Source organism: Flagellimonas olearia (genome assembly GCF_004150225.1).
Taxonomy (GTDB): domain Bacteria; phylum Bacteroidota; class Bacteroidia; order Flavobacteriales; family Flavobacteriaceae; genus Flagellimonas; species Flagellimonas olearia.
The window spans coordinates 50,352-69,266 of the sequence record NZ_ML142910.1; the positions used below are offsets into that span (position 1 = coordinate 50,352).

The window sequence follows — 18,915 nt, forward strand, 5'->3', positions numbered from 1 at the left end:
CGACTTGAAGATTACATTCAGCCTAGATGAGATTCAATTGGCAGCGCAAAAAGTACTGCAAGCCGCCCCGGACAAAATACTATGTTTTTATGGCGAAATGGGAGCTGGAAAAACCACCCTTGTGAAGGCCATGCTTAAAGAATTGGGAGCTGTGGACACAGGCAGTAGCCCAACTTTTGGTTTGGTGAACGAATACCATGATGTTCAAGGCAAGGTTTTGGCCCATCATTTCGATTTTTATCGATTGAACGAGGAGAGCGAAGCCTTGGGTATGGGCTTTGAAGATTATTTGGACCCAAGCGTATGGGTCTTCATTGAATGGCCCGAAAAAATTGCTTCCCTACTTCCGGACAATGCTGTACCCATTTTCCTGCATTTAATCGATGAAAATACGCGTTCAGTCGAGTTAAATGTTTGTTAACGCCCAATCCTCCTATATTCAAACCAGTTTATTGTGCAGGACATCGATGAATCGATAAAGTGTATTTTTTTTACGTTAAAATGCCAATTTTATCGATGAAGCGTAGGTAGAGTTGAAATATTTTCCTACATTTGTCCTGTAGATGAATTCATTTATTAACCAAAAACTCTTTTACGATGAACACTAAAAAAGTTTTTTTTGGATTACTAGGTGTTGCCTTTTTGGCTATGACTGTTGCGGTTGCGACAGTAGATTTGGACAAAAGTCAAACTACTAGTATCGAGAAGTCTAAGATTAGAAAGCTGTAATTTTTTTCCGATCTTAACTGAAGTACAAATGGTCCTATTTTATGATAGGGCCATTTTTTTTGCAATAAAATCAGCTTTTTTATGTTATCATGAGTGATGAGTGACAAAAAAAGTATCCGTAAGAAACTGATCATGGAAGGTGCTTTTGCCTTTCTGATCGCAGTATCCCCCATCTTGTTCTACTGGTACAAATACATGCCGGAAGGTGCAGAAACATGGTCATTTTTGGGCATTGAGTTTGGCGCCAATGGATTTGATGATGTTGGGGAGGCTTTTTATTATTATTTCAACAAAATTGTGCCCTTATTGCTTCTGGTGGTATGGTTCGTGACCTGTAAGAATTGGTGGTATTATGCCATTCTTATTCCAATTTCCATGTACAGCTTCCAGCTGTTTGCCGTACTCACCTTTGACTCCAATATTGTTGATGAGAACGAAGTAATGTATGTGGTGGCCGTGACCATGGTGGTAACGCCCATAGTATACTTTATTAGGGTGAAATTGGTGGATAAACACGTACATGGTATTGATTTGGATGCCATGGATGCCGAGTTGCGCATACTGAAGGAAAAAGAAGAACTTCGAAAGGAAAGGGAGAAACTGGAACAACGCCAGAAGACCCTTTCAAAAAAAATGTAAATTTGTTTTAATGCCTATGGCATGACACTCAGATTTACAATATATGAACCAGCCATCCTCCCCCTTTAGCAAACAACAGCTCCTACCCCAAGAAGAAACCTTGGAAGTGCTAAAACAAAAGGGTGAACTCTTTATAGGTATCCCAAAGGAGAACCAGTATCAAGAGAAACGTGTCTGTCTTACCCCAGATGCCGTGAATGCCCTTACCGCTAACGGCCACCGTGTTTTATTGGAATCCGGTGCCGGGGAAGCCTCCAATTTCACCGATATCGATTACACCAATGCAGGGGCCGAAATAACCCGGGACACCAAGAAAGTTTTCTCTTGTCCCATCATTCTCAAGGTAGAGCCTCCCTCGCTGTCGGAAATAGATCTTTTGAATCCCCAAACCATTGTGATTTCCGCATTGCAGATTAAAACGCAGCGTAAGGAATATTTTGAAGCCATGGCCAAAAAGCGACTCACGGCCATTGCATTCGAGTATATTAGGGACGAAGACGGAAATTACCCAGCCGTACGCTCATTGAGTGAAATTGCAGGGATTTCCTCCATCTTGATTGCCTCGGAGCTGATGGCGGCGACCAGCAAGGGCAATGGATTGATGTTGGGAAGCATCAGTGGTGTTCCCCCGGTGGAAGTAGTCATCATTGGAGCGGGCACAGTAGGTGAATTTGCCGCAAGGTCCGCATTGGGATTGGGTGCAAACATTAAGGTATTTGACAATTCCATTACAAAATTACGAACCCTGCAGACCAATCTTAACCGCACGGTATACACCTCTACCATACAACCCAAAAACCTTATCAAGGCCCTAAAACGCTGTGATGTGGCCATTGGGGCAACCCGTGGAAAGAACCGCTCCCCCGTTGTGGTGTCCAGTTCCATGGTGGAGAACATGAAAAAAGGTGCCGTTATCATTGATGTGAGCATTGATATGGGAGGCTGTTTTGAAACTTCCGAAATTACGAGCCACAACAAACCCACTATGGAAAAGTTTGGGGTGATCCACTATGGGGTTCCCAATATTCCATCCCGTTACCCCAGGACTTCTTCCATCTCAATAAGTAATATCTTTACACCGTATTTGCTCAAAATAGGTGAAGATGGAGGACTGGAACATTCCCTGCATTTTGATAAAGGTTTGCGAAACGGGCTCTATATGTACCATGGTATTTTGACCAATAAATCGGTTGGGGACTGGTTTGGACTCAACTATAGTGATATTAACTTTCTGATTTTTTAAGGCGAATGGCTTTTTTACAGCGTTTGGGATGGTACCTGGTAGGGCTGTCCATTGGTATAGTTTTTTTGGTTTTCTTTTTAAAGAAAAAATCTGGGGAAGAAGGATTGGAGTTTTGTTACTTCCCCAATTGCAGGGTCCTTAAGGATATGCGGTCCAAATCCTTGGTCTTTGATGAAAATCTACCTGAACAGTTCAAGGATACGGTATTGATCACATCTTTTTTAACCGATGGTGATGTGGATTTTGGAAAAAGTGATACCGAAGCAGAACCTTGCAAGGTTTATATTATTTTCCATGAAGTAAATGGTGAGGACTACCAGATGCAAGCTGAAAATTGCTCGGAACAGGTAGTCATTAAAACTATTGAAAAAGCCCTTTAGGAATCCAGTTTTCTACGTTTTCGTTCTTTTTGCAACAATGCCAGTTCTCTAGAGGTTTGGCCGGCCACTGAGGTGTTTTCCTCTGCCCTTCGTATCAAATAGGGCATTACATCCTTTACGGGGCCATAAGGCACATATTTTACCACATTGTATCCCTCTTGGGCCAAGTTGTAGGTAATATGGTCACTCATTCCAAACAGTTGCCCAAACCAAATATTGGTATTCGAAGGTTCCAATTGGTGTTGTTCCATTAAGTCTACCAGCATTAAGCAGCTTTTCTCATTATGGGTCCCGGCAAATAAAGTGATTCGGTCCAAATGCTGCATGCCAAAAGTGATGGCGGCATCAAAGTTTTCGTCTGTTTCTTGTTTGGATTTACAAATGGGGCTTTCATAGCCTTTTTCGTGGGCCCTGTCATTTTCCTTTTCCATGTAAGCACCCCGAACCACTTTTGCCCCTACCTTGAAACCTTCTTCTTTGGCCAAGGCATTTAGTTTTTTCAAATAGTCCATTCGGTCCCAGCGGTACATCTGGAAAGTATTGTACACGATGGTACTTTCCTTATTGTATTTTCGCATCATGTCCAACGCTAGATCATCTGCGGCATCCTGCATCCAGCTTTCTTCGGCATCAATCAACAAAGCAACTCCTAAGGCATGGGCTTTTTTACAGACTTTTTCGTAGCGATCTACAATTCTACCCCATTCCGCGGTCTCCTTTTCATCCAATGGCTGTCCGGCACTTTTTTTCTCGTACAACTTAAAACGACCAAACCCTGTTGGTTTGAATACGGCAAAAGGCATAGCGTCTTTCTCCTTGACAAAATCCAGGATTTCCAAGGTCTTTTGCACAGCAAAATCGAACTGGTTGTCCACTTCTTTGCCTTCGGCGGAATAATCCAAAATGGAATGCACTCCTTTACTGTACATATTGTCAATTACGGACAGGCAGTCCTTTTCATTGACCCCTCCACAAAAATGGTCAAAAACGGTGGCCCTGATAAGTCCTTCCACCGGGAGATGTGCCTTGAGGGCAAAATTGGTCACCGCAGAGCCAATCCGAACCAAAGGTTCGTTGGCAATCATTCTGAATAAAAAATAAGCCCTCTCCAGTTGGGAGTCCGATTTTAGCTCGAAAGCTATTGCGGTATTCTCAAAATTAGGTCGCATTATTGGCAATCTTTTAAAGATCCAAATATAAGTCGCCAATCTAGAAGATTATCAATAAAAATAATCTTTATTTAGCGGTGTAATTTGAATTATGGAATCCATTAAATCACAATCGTACGAGGTTCATTTAGGAGAGCTTGCAGAAGCTGCTCTAAGACAGCATATTGCCAAGAAAAACTATTCCAAGGTATTTCTTTTGGTGGATGAAAACACCAAAATGCATTGTTTGCCTGTCTTCAAAAAGATACTGGACCACCCTATCGATTCCATTTTTGAAATTCAATCTGGAGAAGAAAACAAGCACATACAGACTTGTTTGGAGATCTGGGAAAAATTGTCCGGCCATGATGGCGACCGAAAAAGTCTATTGATCAACTTGGGGGGTGGTGTAATCACCGATTTGGGAGGATTCGTGGCCTCAACCTTTAAAAGAGGAATCGACTTTATCAACATCCCCACTACCCTACTTTCTATGGTAGACGCTTCCATAGGAGGTAAAACGGGTGTTGATCTTGGAGCCTTGAAAAACCAAATTGGAGTGATCAATCAGCCTCAAATGGTACTGGTGTTCACTGAGTTTTTAAAAACCTTGGATCCCCGACAAGTGGTCAGCGGCTACGCCGAAATGCTGAAACATGGACTTATTAAAGATGCGCCATACTGGGACGAGCTCAAGACGCAGGGCAATTTTACCGATGCCAAGAGCATACAGCGATCCATTGCCCTAAAGAATGATGTGGTCCTGCAGGATCCCACAGAACAAGGCCTTCGGAAAATCCTGAATTTTGGTCATACCTTGGGCCATGCCATAGAATCATATTGTTTGGAGAACCCCAACAAGAAAACCCTTCTTCATGGTGAGGCCATTGCGGCAGGAATGATATTGGAAGGCTACCTTTCCCACGAATTGAAAGGCCTGTCCAGACTGTCCGTTCAAGAAATCAAAGAGACATTCTCACAGCACTTTGAGCCCGTTGAATTGGATGATGACGATATTAAAGCCATCCTTAAGCTTCTCAAATACGACAAGAAGAACTCCCATGGCGATATCAATTTTGTGCTGCTCCAATCCATTGGTGATGCCGTTACGGATGTTAAAGTACCCGGGGAACTCTTTTATAAAGCGTTCGCTTACTACAAGGAATAATCACTTCATATACTAAATAATTCCGTTCACAACTCTTTGGTTTTATGGGTTTTAAAAATTCATAGTTTAGGATAGCATTAAACCTATCCATTATGAAACGTATACTCATTGACTACAAAAAGCTGGACCACAAGGTGGCCGCTGTTTTGATTGATTCCTACCCTTATGGGTATGGCGATGACGACATTATTTCCTTGAAAAAAACAAACGGCGAGGTCATTGAAGCTGTAGAGGTAAGAACTGAGGACACCATATATCTGGTGAAAATCAGCAAGAGCCTTTCCAATTTCATTTCCAACTTTGAAGAAAACATTGAAAGAGAATTGGGCAAGGAAGAAGTCTTGGAAACCGATGAGAGTTCCCTTAACGAAGCTGATTTTGAACCGGATTCCGACGGGGATTACGAAAACGACAGCCTATACTAGACTTTTACGTTACAGATATCGCTCCCGGATAATTTTCAGATGATGCGCCTGATGTCCACTAATGATAAATCCGGTGGCCCTGACACTCAAGGGTGATCCACTGGAAACACCCAATCTTTGCAACGCTTCATCATCAAAGGAGTTGAACAATAAAATGGTGGATTGTCGCACGGCCACATACTCTTCCCTTAAATCCTCTACCGTTCGCTTTGCGGCGTTTGAGTGGGGCACATAATCGTCCTGATCAAAACCGGGCAATGGAGTTTTATCATTTCGGGCAAATCGCAAGGCTCGGTACTGAAAAACTCTTTCGGCATCAATGATGTGCAACAATACTTCCGCCAAGGTCCATTTCTCCTCGGCATAGGCATATCCAAGTTTTTCTTTGGGGATGTCATCCAACAAGGACAAAAACAGTTTTTTCCCATGGTTCAATTCTTCCATGAGACCCACATTGTCCAAAGCAAGGATATAGGTATGGTAAAAGGGATTGTATTCAGAAGAAGGTAACTCTGAACTTCGCATGGCCCAAATGTTAAACCGGTTACAGCTCGTTGAAGATGGTATGCATCAAACGTTTCTTATCGTTGATACTTTCTTCCAACGAGATCATGGTCTCTGTTCTACTGATGCCGTCAATATCATCAATTTTAAAAATGATGTTCTTGGCGTGGGTGGTATCCTTGGCCCTGATCTTACAGAAAATATTGAATTTTCCTGTGGTAATATGGGCCACGGTCACATACGGAATCTGGTTAAGACGCTCCAATACAAACTTGGTCTGGTGGGTCTTTTCAAGAAAAATCCCTACGTAGGCAATGAAGGAATATCCCAGCTTGACATAATCCAAAGTAAGGGAGGAACCTTTTATGATTCCGGATTCTTCCATTTTTTTCACCCTAACGTGTACCGTACCAGCAGATATCAAAAGCTTTTTGGCAATATCGGTAAAGGGTGTACGTGTATTATCGATCAGCATATCCAATATCTGATGGTCGATTTCGTCTAGTTTTACTTTGGTCATTATATTGAATTTTTCAGCAAAATTAGTTAAATAAAGAAATTAACGTAATAAAAATGGTTCTTTTTTAAATAAAATGCAAGAAGCAAAGAAAGTTCCTTGTCTATTTCCCAACATTTTTGATAAAATCCAAAATTTCATCGCGTCCAGACAGTAGCTCCAAATCCTTTTGATTTAAACAGTTAACGGTCTCATGTCCATAGAATCCATCTAGTTTACCCATATCTCCCAGCTCCGGTTTGAACAAAATCCTGTTTCCATCCAAGACCTCCTTGAAACGTATCCCAAGCGAAATTCCTGGGGCCAAATCTGGATTCAAAACCTGCGGGTCATGCACCAAAATGTCATAGAATAGTTTCCCATTCTCCGGAATTTTGAAATAATCCGATGTGGAGTAATTTTCTATTTCCCCTTTTGAAATAGTGGTCAAGGCCTTTATCAAGGCATGGAAAATATACTCTCGGGTGTTTTCTCGCATATAATCCTTTGGGGAATGCCCTGCCTCAAACAATATAGTGGGCACATTGAGCATTTGAAAGGTGTCCCCAACACAATTGGCGTTGAAGCCATCATCATATCGTCCTACTTGTTCGGGAATCATTCTCTGCAAGGTTTCATTCATGGCCACAATCAATTTCATGGCCACCTCCCTACTTGGGGTAACCTCTCTCTCTTGATTGCTGGCAGGGGATAAAAAAGATACCGTGGCCACGTTTGCTGATTGCCCCACGGAAAACAGTGTGCGCTGGTCATGCAGGTTAAAGCAGTAATCAGGCTTGAATTTTTCGAACAAATCCCTCAGTGCTTGGCTTTCGGGTTGGGTGAGTTCTTGCGCGTCCCGGTTCAGGTCCACTTCATTCGCGTTGACCCTTGTATAAGCTTTGGCGCCATCAGGGTTCAACATTGGCACAATCATTAAGGTGCAGATCTCTAAAATGGCCAACCCCTCGCTGGACTCCAGATAATTTACCATGTCCCAAACCGCCTTGGTGGTGGTGGATTCGTTTCCATGCATTTGTGACCACATCAAGATTCGGGTTTCCCCTTTCCCCAATGTGAATGCGTATAATGGTTCTCCCTGCACAGACTTGCCCAAAATCTTTGAAGAGGCTGCAGGTCTTTTTTTAAGGCAGGTCTCCAACGTCTCTAAAGTAATGTATCGGTTTTGTACGCTACGCTCTTTATATAGGGAGTGATCAGTCATAGTTGCATTATAAATGAGTCACAAAAATAACCCACACAAAGTTTACAAATGTAAATTAATCGACACTATTTTAGATACATTTGTGAATAGATATGGCGGATACTTTTGATGTTTGAATACAATTGTAATCTGAATTTTCGCAAATACAATTAATTATTTCAAAAACAGTAGTTTATGGTTAACTATTTAATCCTTTTCTTTTGATTCTATAATCTGGTTTATAAAATATCCTTTCTGGTTCCTATGATTTTCACTAGCTTTAAAATAACAAATTTACAATTGTGAATAAAGATGTAATTCCGCGAATACAAACCATCATGGACCACTATGGTCTAACGGTTTCTGCCTTTGCGGACGAAATTGGCGTGCAGCGTTCCAGTGTTTCCCATTTGTTGAATGGACGAAACAAACCCAGTCTGGATTTTGTAATGAAGTTGGTGGACACCTACCCCGAAGTAAACCTGTACTGGTTATTGAAAGGGGTCGGGGAATTTCCGTCATCTATAAAAGAAGGGGAAATCAAAAAAGAGATTGCTGTTCCGGGAAAAACGAAATCTGATCAAGCCGAAACAGAATTCAACTCCATTGCGCAGGACAAAGACACCCTCCAACCCACAAAAGTGATTGTTTTTTATGCCGACGGCAGTTTTGAGTCCTTTCAAGCAAAAAAGGATTGACCCGCTTTAGTTCTTTCCGTTACTTTGTAACTATGGTAAACTATTTCTTCTCAGGAGTGCTCATTTTACTTTTTTGGGCATGTGGGCAGCCGCCCCAACGCAATTGCACAGACTTTAAAACAGGTGAATTCACGTTTACCACAGTGATTGATGGGGAGGAAAAGAAAACCACGTTCCATAGGACATTGGACACTGAAGTGGATTTTTATGACGGAAAAAGGGATACTTCGTCCGTTCGCTGGATCAATGATTGCGAGTACATCCTGAAAAACAAGAACCCGAAGAGCAAAGCAGAGGAAAAATCAATCCATATTAAAATATTGACAACTTCCGATTCTTCGTATACCTTTGAGTATAACGCTGTTGGGGATAAACGAAGATTTAGAGGGACCGCCCACAAAATAAACTGACCATGTTTGAAATTTTTACCAGCCCGGATGCCTGGATGGCATTGATTACCTTGACCTTTTTGGAAATTGTCCTAGGAATCGACAATATTATCTTCATTTCCATTGCTGCTGGCAAATTGGAGAAGAAAGACCGAAAAAAAGCCACCAATATCGGTCTGGTACTGGCCATGGTCATGAGAATCATATTGTTGTTCGGGATTACATGGCTCACCAAGATGAAAAAACCCTTCATGCTTTTGGATGAATCCTGGATTACCGGTGGGATAAGCTGGCAGGCGGTCATTCTCTTTTCTGGTGGATTGTTCTTGCTGTACAAGAGTACCAAGGAGATCCATGAGAAAGTTGAAGATCGTGGGCACGATGAGCGTGAGGTGGAAAAGTCGCGGTCGTCTTCTTTGATGAATGCCATTGTTCAGATAACCGTGATCAATATTGTATTTTCATTTGATTCCATATTAACGGCAATAGGGATGACCAACGGCATCTCTCCCAACCCAACCGATGCCTTGATTCTTATGATCACAGCGGTGGTCATTTCTGTGGTAATCATGATGCTGTTTGCCAGTCCGGTAGGGGAATTTGTCAACCGGCACCCATCCATACAGGTGTTGGGGCTATCTTTCTTGATTCTTATTGGATTCATGCTGATTGCTGAAGCGGCCCATTTATCCCACCTTGTGGTATTTGGAAATGAGGTAGGTGCCATACCCAAAGGGTATTTGTACTTCGCGATCGCATTCTCCTTAATGGTGGAGTTTTTGAACCTCAGGATGCAGAAAAACAAGAATCCTGAAGCAGAAGCTGTTGAGTAAAGGTTAATTTGGGCGTTGATACGCCAACTCAGGATGCGCTTCCTTATGTTCCTCGAACAACTTTTGCTGCTGTTTTACGGTAAGGGTGCTTCCATCATGGCTCCAGCCAGGAGGGCCAAAAATGTACATCAGTTTGTGGGATAGCTTGTCCACTTTCTTTACATCGTTCCAAATGTCCTTGAATTCATGGGTAAGTATCACAACCGGGTTAAAGGAGTTTGGGGAATGTATTACACCGTATTTTACATCGATGTCATCATCCAATTCCTTCCACGTCCCAAAAACTTTATCAAAAATATTTAGGAAGCCTCCATGGTTTTTGTCCAGATACTCCACGTTTTGCGCATGGTGTACTTGGTGCATGGTGTGGGTGTTGAGGAATTTCTCCAAAAAGCCCAGTTTGGGAATGTACACAGAGTGTAACTGAAACTGCCATAATGCTTCAATGCCCAAACAAACCACGACCATTTCAGGTGGAAATCCTATGGCCGGCATCCACATGTAGAACAAGGGTTTGTACAAAATGGTAAACCAACCATTGCGAACAGCCGTTCCCAAATTAAAATTATCGGAAGAATGGTGCACAATATGTGCTGCCCATAAAATACGGATTTCGTGATTGGCCCTGTGAAACCAATAATAGGTAAAATCATCAGCCAATTGGCAAATTATCCAAACATACCATGCATATCCAAAAGACGCATAACCCAGAATATTTTGTCTTGTGCCATTTTCCATAGGATTGAAGAACTCATAGGTGGCATTAAAAAGAACAATGGCAAAAACCACTTTGAAAAATGGACCCAAGATTGCGGAACCGATTCCCATAAAACCGCTTGCAGCTAAATCCTTCCAGTTATAAAGATGGTCGTCCCCATGGGTCTTACTATACGTGAGTTCGAATAAAATAAAGGCAATAAAAACTGGTACGCCGTAAACCAGCGGGTTGGTAAAATCCATAAAATGTATTAGCTATGAGGTTAGGAGTGCATATTACTGTTCAGGTGAGAATATAGGTAGAATATAAATCAAAACAAAGAAGTTTGGTCGGAACTATCTTTTTTAGGCTCGATATCACTTTCATTGGTATCTACATTTTCCTCGTCCACCACTTCCATATCTTCTGCTTTGGGTTCTTCAGGTTCCTCAAAAACCAGGGGTTCCAAAAGGTTGATGTTCTTGACTTTTTCCGCAGTGAGCTGGTTCCCGATGGCTTTGATGCCCTTTACAGAAATAAAGTCTTCCACGTTCACTTCAAGATTGGGTTTGGGGTCTTTGCCGCGTGGCTTCACAAATTCAACCTCCATCATGGGTCTCCAATCTGTCGTGGCCAGTTCCATAAAGGATTTTGGGTGTTCGGAAATCACCAGTTCTTCCTTATTTGGATTCTCAACTAGAAAACGCTTAAGATAATAGCGCTCTTTTTCACCTTCATAGTGGACCACGGAAATGGGTTTTTTGGGGTTCCATTTCTCCAATACGATCATATCCTCGTTAAAGTGGGTGGATAAATCAGGCTGAATGGTCCGAACCGTTCCTTTTTGATCTATTACCAATAATAAATCATCTCCCCTAAAATCGCCCAGCAGTTCTCCCCTGCCATCCACATTGAGTCGACTTACCACTTCATCGAACCAAATCTTTCTGGGTTTTAGGGTGGAAACTCCCTTCTCCTTCAGTTCAATACGCTTAACGCTGTATTTGGTGACCAAATTTCCTTTGGATGCTCGACCTTTGATGAGAACATCGGCAAAATCCAAGTCCCATTTGAGTTTCTTGATACTGCCCGATTGCCGCAACAATACGGTGATCACCTCGGCCTCCCCATTGGGATTGGCAGAAAAGTAAAGTACTTCTGCGGAGGCTTTATCGCCGGACAGCGGGTAAATCTTGTCCCGAGTAATGCTGGTGACATTAAATCGTTTGATATAGCTGGCCCCGCCTTTGCCATCCTTGTAGATCATATTGTAGGTGGTGCGCTTGTCTTTTTTCTTGAATACCGCAACATGGATAATGTTCTTACCCACAAAAACCTTGGAGTCTACCTTGGTGACCATCATTTCTCCTTTTTGGGTAAAAACGATGATGTCGTCAATGTCGCTGCAATCCGTAACATATTCGTCGCGCTTCAGCGATGTCCCAATAAAGCCTTCCTCTCTGTTTACGTAGAGTTTGGTATTGCGGATCACCACTTTGGTAGCCTCAATATCATCAAATACTTTAATTTCGGACTGTCGCTCACGACCGCTGCCATATTTCTTCTTAAGCTCCTTGAAATAGTCTATGGCATATTCCACCAAATGTTCCAAATGGTGCTTTGTTTGCGCAATACGCTCATCCAGACTATCAATAAGTTGTTGGGCTTTTTCCAAATCAAACTTGGAAATACGTTTGATTCGAATCTCGGTCAAACGCACAATGTCCTCTTCAGTCACTTCCCTTTTCAGGTTTGTAGTGAAAGGCTTCAGGCCTTTATCGATAGCGGCAATCACGCCTTCCCAGGTTTCTTCCTCTTCAATATCCCGATAGATTCGGTTTTCAATAAAAATACGCTCCAAGGAAGCAAAGTGCCATTGTTCCTCCAGTTCTCCCAATTGAATTTCCAGCTCGGACTTCAACAATTCCACGGTATTCTCGGTGGAACGCTCCAGCATTTCCTTGACCCCTATAAATAAAGGCTTGTTGTCTTCAATGATACAGCCCAAAGGAGATATGGATGATTCGCAAGCAGTAAATGCATAAAGTGCATCAATGGTCTTATCTGGAGAAATACCATTGGGCAAATGCACCAAAATTTCCACTTCGGCGGCGGTGTTGTCCTCTATTTTCTTAATCTTTATTTTCCCTTTGTCATTGGCCTTCAAAATGGAATCAATTAAAGAGGAGGTGTTGGTGCCGTACGGTATTTCGGTGATGACCAAGGTGTTCTTGTCCAGTGCCGAAATTTTGGCCCTTACCCTAACCTTTCCGCCACGCAGGCCTTCGTTGTAATTGGCCACATCTATGATTCCACCTGTGGGAAAATCTGGATACAGGGTGAAACGCTGTCCTTTTAAATGTTTTATAGAGGCGTCTATAAGCTCGTTAAAGTTGTGGGGCAATATTTTTGTGGAAAGACCTACGGCGATTCCTTCCGCCCCTTGGGCCAATAACAACGGAAATTTGACGGGCAAGTGCACCGGTTCCTTCTTTCGGCCATCATAGGACAATTGCCATTCCGTGATTTTAGGGCTATAGATTACCTCAAGGGCAAACTTGGAAAGCCTGGCCTCTATATATCGTGATGCTGCGGCCCCATCCCCGGTCAAGATATTTCCCCAGTTTCCCTGGGTGTCAATGAGCAGGTCTTTTTGGCCAATTTGAACCATGGCATCCGCGATACTGGCATCACCGTGGGGGTGGTACTGCATGGTATGTCCTACCACATTGGCCACTTTGTTGTAACGGCCGTCGTCCAATTCCTTGAGGGCATGCATAATCCTGCGCTGTACCGGTTTGAAACCGTCTTCAATGGCGGGGACAGCACGTTCCAAGATTACGTACGAAGCATAATCCAAGAACCAATCCTTGTACATTCCGGTTACCTTGACCAGACTGTCTTGGCTCTCTAAACCTTCCTCATTCAGTTCTTCGTTCTCTTCCATCTAGAAGGATGTGTATTTATTTGGTTTGTAGTTGGTTTTCTTCTATCAAGTCGAGTTCGACTTTAAGGTTATTTATAATAAATTCTTGACGGTCCGGGGTGTTTTTCCCCATGTAAAACTGCAAAAGATTGTCTATGCTCATGGTCTTGTCCAACATCACAGGTTCCAATCGTATATCATCCCCAATAAAATGCTTGAACTCATCTGGGGAGATTTCACCTAATCCCTTAAATCGGGTAATTTCTGGCTTCCCGCTCAATTTTTCAATGGCATTTCGTCTCTCCTCCTCACTATAGCAATAAATGGTCTCTTTTTTATTCCGAACCCTAAAAAGTGGGGTTTGCAGGATATACAAATGATTTTCCTTGATCAGTTCCGGAAAGAATTGCAGGAAAAAGGTAATCAGCAACAACCGGATGTGCATCCCATCCACATCGGCATCCGTAGCGATGACAATATTGTTATACCGCAAATCTTCCATGGACTCCTCAATGTTCAGTGCTGCTTGAAGTAGATTGAACTCCTCATTCTCATAGACAATCTTTTTGGACATGCCGTAAGAGTTCAAAGGCTTTCCGCGAAGACTAAAAACGGCTTGGGTATTAACATCCCTGGACTTGGTAATGGAACCTGAGGCTGAATCTCCCTCGGTGATAAAAAGGGTGCTCTCCAATCTCCGGTCTTTTTTCATGTCTTGGAGGTGTACACGGCAATCCCTAAGTTTTTTGTTGTGTAGGCTGGCCTTTTTGGCGCGTTCCCTTGCCAGTTTTCGGATACCCGAAAGTTCCTTGCGCTCCTTCTCTGCCTGAACAATCTTACGTTGTAGGGCTTCAGCAGTTTGCGGATTTTTGTGCAAGTAATTGTCCAACTGTGTTCCCAGAAAATCGTTGATGTAGGTACGCACGGTGGGCAAATCCCCTCCCATGTCCGTAGAGCCCAATTTGGTCTTGGTCTGGCTCTCAAAAACGGGCTCCATTACTTTAATGGAGATAGCGGAAATGATTGATTTCCTTACATCTGAGGCATCGTAATTCTTTCCGTAAAAATCCCGAATGGTCTTGACCACGGCTTCCCGGAACGCTGCTTGGTGTGTTCCCCCCTGAGTGGTGTGCTGCCCATTAACGAAGGAGTGATATTCTTCACTGTATTGGGTCCTGCTATGTGTCATGGCCACCTCAATATCATCACCTTTTAGGTGGATGATGGGATATAGAAAATCTTCCTCGTTGTTATTGTCCTCCAACAGGTCCTTCAATCCGTTTTCCGAATGGTACTTTTCCCCGTTAAAGACAATGGTGAGCCCAGGATTTAGGTATACGTAGTTTTTGAGCATGCGTTCCACATACTCATTACGGTATTTGTATTTTTTAAAGATGGTTTCGTCCGGAACAAAACTTACCTTGGTCCCCCTACGTCTTGAACTTTCTTCCAAAAGCTCCTCATTGGTCAGGTTTCCTGCCTCGAATTCTGCGGATTTGGATTGGCCGTCCCGGTTGGACTCCACCCTAAAATAAGCGGACAGCGCATTTACCGCCTTAGTCCCTACCCCATTTAATCCCACGGATTTTTTAAAGGCACGGGTATCGTACTTACCACCTGTGTTCATTTTGGAGACCACATCCACTACTTTCCCCAAGGGAATGCCACGGCCATAATCCCTAACATGCACGGTATTCTCCTTGATGTTGATCTCGATGGTTTTCCCAGCCCCCATGACAAACTCATCAATACAGTTGTCGATCACCTCTTTGAGGAGGATGTAAATACCATCGTCCGCAGAGGAACCATCGCCCAACTTACCAATGTACATCCCGGGGCGCATACGAATATGCTCTTTCCAATCCAGTGAACGGATATTGTCTTCTGTATACTGGGTTTCTGCCATGTGTAAAGGGGTTAATCCTTGCTAATATAAAATTTAGGGGCAAAAATAAAAGAATGTGTTGCAGAAAGTAATCAACAAGAGGTGTTGATATGGGAGATGAAATAAAAAGAGTCGATCCAAAATAGACCGACTCCACAATTCATTTTTTAAAATGGTTTAAAGTTTAGTTGAGGGAGTAAACCTCCAAAAATCGTCTGATGGACCATTTTCATCTGTTATGCCAAGCCCCAAAATACCCGTTTGTTCCAAGCCGTTCCCTTCTGCAAGAACTAAGCTGGTGTACGACGGACTGACCAAAGTGCTCCATGAATCAGTTTCAGGGTCATATTCCATAAAATCCTGATAATAGGTATTAGTATTTTGATCATAATAACTACCAAAACCTAAATATGCCCTACCATTGATTGAAAAGCCAAAGGCTCCGGTTCTTTTTCCGGGTATATCTGCTCGTTTGGACCAAACATCACTTGCTGGATCATATTCCCACCAATCTGAAGAACCATTTCCGTCTGTTCCGGTCCTGCTTAGATGTACGTAGCTTTTGCTTCCCAAAACCATAGCCAACCCTCTATGAAAGGTAGGGCCGGTAAAGTTGTTTTTCTGGGTCCAACTATCATCGGATAGATTGTATTCCCAAACTTCATTTACTAGTTCAGACCCTTCACCTGTATCATATCCTCCGCCTGCAACATATCCTTTTTCTCCAATGCTAAAGCCAGTTCCACCAACCTTTCCAGAACCAGGAAACGGTGTATCCATCAGTGTCCATGTACCTGAATCGCCAGAGTTGGGATCAAAAGCCCATACCTCGGACGAATCCCCGTTGTTCACATAGGCTCCACCAACAACGTAGGCTTTGCCGTTAAGTACAAAAACAGCAGATGATGTCAACCTTTCCTGTACCGGGAAATCCATTTTTTGTTCCCAGGTGTTCAGATTTGCATCATAGGCCCAAATTTCTTGCTCTTTTAATTCGTCCGAGGTCTGACCAAGACCTGAGTAGATAATCCCATCAATGACAAAGCTAACCCCATGAGCCCTGTGGTTAGTTGGATAGGAAGTATCAAGCTTGGTCCAGTTGGCAACCGTATATACATCAAAATCATTGTTGCTTTGGACTGCCTGCCCATTTACAGATAAAGAGATGACCCCTGAAGTTGCTTCATTGGGAACCAGTACAACCAATTGATTGGCTGTTACGCTGGAAATCTCAGCTAGGGTACCATTGAAACTTACTTCATTCTCATCTTTTGTAAGGCTGAACCCTGAGCCAGTTATGGTAACTTCGGTGCCCCATTCTCCTTTTGTAGGGGTAAACCCTCCAATGGTAAGAGCAGGTGTTGATTCCAGTACCTCAAAATCCGTTGCGCTTGTGGCCGAACTGCTTCCCACAGTAACTTTGATTTTTCCTGTGGTGGCCCCGGAGGGGACATCTACCTTGAGTGTTGAGGCCGTTGCACTTTTTACAGTGGCGGTGGTTTCGTTAAAGGTTATGACGTTTTCTGTCATGGTAGTGCTGAAGTTCTTCCCATTTATGGTCACTTCTGTATCTACCTCCCCAGATGCTGGGGAAAAACCGGTGATTTCCACAGCTTTAGGTTGTGGTTCCGGGGTTGGACCATCATCCTTACCGCAAGAAGTGCTAAGGGGCAAAGCCAAAATGGACAGTCCGATGAGTATCACTTTTTTCATAATCAAAATTTTATTGGGTTACTATTATACAAGACCCTAAAGTCGATACTTCGGAACAAAAAAAGGGCCATCAATTTATCGATGGCCCATATGAATTGACGAATACTGGTTTTGGGTTGACGCTAGCTAAAACAAGGATGTTGTTGGCATAAAAAGGTCGTTCGTCCAACGGATTATTCCGGCGCAATATTGGCAGGGTCAAACAGGTATATATCTTGTTGCTCATCCAGATCGCCGCCCGCATCCCCCAGGCCTACATAGGCTTTTCCATCCAATACAAAAGCGGTTGCCGAAGATCTGCCATGGGAAGGAAAATCATCTAGCCTAGTCCAGCTATTCGCAACGGGATCATATTCGTAGAAATCCTGAAGATAAAGATAGTTTTCATGATTTCTTCCCAGACCAACATAACCTTTGCCATTAATGGCAAAGCCGACAGCACCAGATCTAGAATATGCGGATTGCGGCAAATTAGCTATGGCGGTCCAATTGGTCCCATCAAATTTGTAAAAATGACTACTTGATTCAGACCCGGTGCCGAGCCCGCCTGTTCCCATATAGGCCTGACCATCTATTACAAAAGATGTTGCATCATAGATTCCATCAGGCTGGGGATAGGATTGCTTTTCAATCCAAGTGCCATCATTATTGTTATACTCCCAAACATCTGCCAGGCTAGTGTTGGTGTCGGTCAATCCACCTACAACGTACCCTCTTTCCTGGTAGGTGAAACTAGTGGCCCTATACCTTACGAGGCCGGGAAAATCCTGTAAGTCTGTCCATTCATTGGTCTCCACATCATACGAACGAAATTCATTGCTCCAGAGCCCTTCTCCTCCTAGTAGACCATCCAAGACATAGGTCGTACCGTCCACTACAAACTCAGCTGGGGCTATATTTCCTTCCCCGGGATATGGGGCCACTTCTTGCCAAGTGTTGGTGATATAGTCGTACGACCGGATATCGTATAAGTTGCCGTCCCCTATTCCCATTCCAACATATGCTATTCCATCTACAACAGATGAAAATGCACTTCTTCTTGCGGTGCCCGGGAAGTCATCCAATTTACGCCAGATGGGTAGTTTAAAATATTCTTGGGTTTCTGCTGTATTTTCGCCCACGGTTACTGAAATCAGAGTGGTATTGGCTCCATTGGGAACCTTTACGTTGAGTTTAGAAGTGGTCGCGCCAGTAACCTCGGCTTGGATTTCTCCAAATTTCACAATATTCTCCGCTAATGTTTCACTGAAATTGGAACCATCAATGGTTACAATAGTTTCAAAATCACCATTCTTTGGCGCAAAACCTGTAATGGACACCGGTTCTGCGGTCTCCAAAACCTCAAAATTTGTGGCACTCGTGGCGGAGCTGCTGCCAACAGTAATAGTAATTTTACCTGTAACTGCATTTGTAGGCACCTGTACAACGAGCTTAATTGGACTAGCTTCAACAACCGGGGCTTTAAATGAGCCGAAAGTTACATTGTTTTCTTCTTTTGCAGAACTGAAGTTCTTACCATTGATGGTCACTTCGGTGCCCACGGTTCCGGATGTGGGGGAAAAACTAGTAATTTCAACTTCTTGAGGTTCTGGATCAGGAGTTGGGTCGTCGTCCTTGTCACAGGAAATGTATAGCAGCAACGCCAAGATGAAGATGCTGGCCAGTATCGCTTTTTTCATATCAAAAATTTTTTAGGTTACTAATTAGAATTAGCACCTAAAATCGATACTCCGGAACAAAAAAAGACCCATCAATATATTGATGGGCCATATGGGTTGACGGATGCGGGTTTTGAGTTGACGGAAATTCTGCCACAGGAAAAAAAATGGCCAAACATA

General features: G+C 43.1%; 18 protein-coding genes. 9 read left to right on the forward strand and 9 right to left on the reverse strand.

The features are described 5' to 3' along the window. Positions 1-4: 4 nt before the first annotated feature. The 4 genes from tsaE (at position 5) to DN53_RS10815 (ending at position 2,991) form a co-directional block, all read left to right on the forward strand. A complete protein-coding gene (gene tsaE / locus DN53_RS10800; protein ID WP_129654303.1) occupies positions 5-421 on the forward strand; it encodes a tRNA (adenosine(37)-N6)-threonylcarbamoyltransferase complex ATPase subunit type 1 TsaE in 417 nt (138 codons plus the stop codon). A gap of 404 nt (positions 422-825) precedes the next feature. Next, on the forward strand, positions 826-1,368 hold the full coding sequence (locus DN53_RS10805; RefSeq protein WP_129654304.1) for a hypothetical protein: 543 nt from the start codon (positions 826-828) through the stop codon (positions 1,366-1,368). Between the two features lie 43 nt (positions 1,369-1,411). Then, positions 1,412-2,611, forward strand: a complete 1,200-nt coding sequence (locus DN53_RS10810; RefSeq protein ID WP_129654305.1) for an alanine dehydrogenase — start codon at positions 1,412-1,414, stop codon at positions 2,609-2,611. A gap of 5 nt (positions 2,612-2,616) precedes the next feature. After that, positions 2,617-2,991 carry a DUF4258 domain-containing protein gene (locus tag DN53_RS10815; RefSeq protein WP_129654306.1) on the forward strand — a complete coding sequence of 125 codons (375 nt, stop codon included), beginning with the start codon at positions 2,617-2,619 and terminating at the stop codon, positions 2,989-2,991. Here DN53_RS10815 and DN53_RS10820 read toward each other — a convergent pair. Continuing rightward, the gene (locus DN53_RS10820; protein WP_129654307.1) at positions 2,988-4,160 is read right to left on the reverse strand and encodes a proline dehydrogenase family protein; all 1,173 of its coding nucleotides are present in this window, start codon (positions 4,158-4,160) and stop codon (positions 2,988-2,990) included. The two genes, DN53_RS10815 and DN53_RS10820, sit on opposite strands and share 4 nt — an antisense overlap. Positions 4,161-4,251: 91 nt before the next feature. On the opposite strand from DN53_RS10820, the gene aroB reads away from it, so the two are divergent. Both aroB and DN53_RS10830 read left to right on the forward strand, forming a co-directional pair. Further along, the gene (aroB, locus tag DN53_RS10825) at positions 4,252-5,307 is read left to right on the forward strand and encodes a 3-dehydroquinate synthase (protein WP_129654308.1); all 1,056 of its coding nucleotides are present in this window, start codon (positions 4,252-4,254) and stop codon (positions 5,305-5,307) included. A gap of 92 nt (positions 5,308-5,399) precedes the next feature. Further along, positions 5,400-5,732 carry a hypothetical protein gene (locus DN53_RS10830; protein ID WP_129654309.1) on the forward strand — a complete coding sequence of 111 codons (333 nt, stop codon included), beginning with the start codon at positions 5,400-5,402 and terminating at the stop codon, positions 5,730-5,732. Positions 5,733-5,741: 9 nt separating this feature from the next. Here DN53_RS10830 and DN53_RS10835 read toward each other — a convergent pair whose 3' ends face one another. The 3 genes from DN53_RS10835 to DN53_RS10845 all read right to left on the reverse strand — a co-directional run bounded on the left by DN53_RS10835 (position 5,742) and on the right by DN53_RS10845 (position 7,957). Continuing rightward, positions 5,742-6,257, reverse strand: coding sequence for a DinB family protein (locus DN53_RS10835; protein ID WP_129654310.1), 516 nt, complete (start codon positions 6,255-6,257; stop codon positions 5,742-5,744). Between the two features lie 19 nt (positions 6,258-6,276). Next, complete coding sequence (locus DN53_RS10840; protein ID WP_116218835.1) at positions 6,277-6,756, reverse strand: Lrp/AsnC family transcriptional regulator; 480 nt, start codon at positions 6,754-6,756, stop codon at positions 6,277-6,279. Positions 6,757-6,856: 100 nt separating this feature from the next. Further along, complete coding sequence (locus DN53_RS10845; RefSeq protein ID WP_129654311.1) at positions 6,857-7,957, reverse strand: M14 family metallopeptidase; 1,101 nt, start codon at positions 7,955-7,957, stop codon at positions 6,857-6,859. Positions 7,958-8,238: 281 nt separating this feature from the next. Between DN53_RS10845 and DN53_RS10850 the strand changes: the two genes are divergently transcribed. The 3 genes from DN53_RS10850 to DN53_RS10860 are packed head-to-tail and all read left to right on the forward strand — an operon-like array spanning position 8,239 to position 9,856. Continuing rightward, complete coding sequence (locus tag DN53_RS10850; RefSeq protein WP_242502120.1) at positions 8,239-8,634, forward strand: helix-turn-helix domain-containing protein; 396 nt, start codon at positions 8,239-8,241, stop codon at positions 8,632-8,634. A gap of 32 nt (positions 8,635-8,666) precedes the next feature. After that, positions 8,667-9,044, forward strand: coding sequence for a DNA topoisomerase IV (locus DN53_RS10855; RefSeq protein WP_129654312.1), 378 nt, complete (start codon positions 8,667-8,669; stop codon positions 9,042-9,044). Positions 9,045-9,046: 2 nt separating this feature from the next. After that, positions 9,047-9,856 (forward strand): TerC family protein, encoded by an 810-nt coding sequence (locus DN53_RS10860; protein WP_129654313.1) that lies wholly within the window; start codon positions 9,047-9,049, stop codon positions 9,854-9,856. Positions 9,857-9,859: 3 nt separating this feature from the next. On the opposite strand, the gene DN53_RS10865 is transcribed toward DN53_RS10860, so the two are convergent. From DN53_RS10865 to DN53_RS10885, 5 genes are all read right to left on the reverse strand, one after another. Continuing rightward, positions 9,860-10,816, reverse strand: a complete 957-nt coding sequence (locus DN53_RS10865; protein ID WP_129654314.1) for a sterol desaturase family protein — start codon at positions 10,814-10,816, stop codon at positions 9,860-9,862. 68 nt (positions 10,817-10,884) lie between these two features. After that, positions 10,885-13,500 (reverse strand): DNA gyrase/topoisomerase IV subunit A, encoded by a 2,616-nt coding sequence (locus DN53_RS10870; protein WP_129654315.1) that lies wholly within the window; start codon positions 13,498-13,500, stop codon positions 10,885-10,887. A 16-nt stretch (positions 13,501-13,516) separates the two neighbouring features. Beyond that, a complete protein-coding gene (locus DN53_RS10875; protein ID WP_129654316.1) occupies positions 13,517-15,385 on the reverse strand; it encodes a DNA topoisomerase IV subunit B in 1,869 nt (622 codons plus the stop codon). Between the two features lie 156 nt (positions 15,386-15,541). Next, positions 15,542-17,077: an IPT/TIG domain-containing protein gene (locus DN53_RS10880; RefSeq protein WP_129654317.1), complete on the reverse strand. Its 1,536-nt coding sequence runs from the start codon at positions 17,075-17,077 to the stop codon at positions 15,542-15,544. Positions 17,078-17,250: 173 nt separating this feature from the next. Then, positions 17,251-18,756 carry an IPT/TIG domain-containing protein gene (locus tag DN53_RS10885; RefSeq protein WP_129654318.1) on the reverse strand — a complete coding sequence of 502 codons (1,506 nt, stop codon included), beginning with the start codon at positions 18,754-18,756 and terminating at the stop codon, positions 17,251-17,253. Between the last annotated feature and the right edge of the window lie 159 nt (positions 18,757-18,915).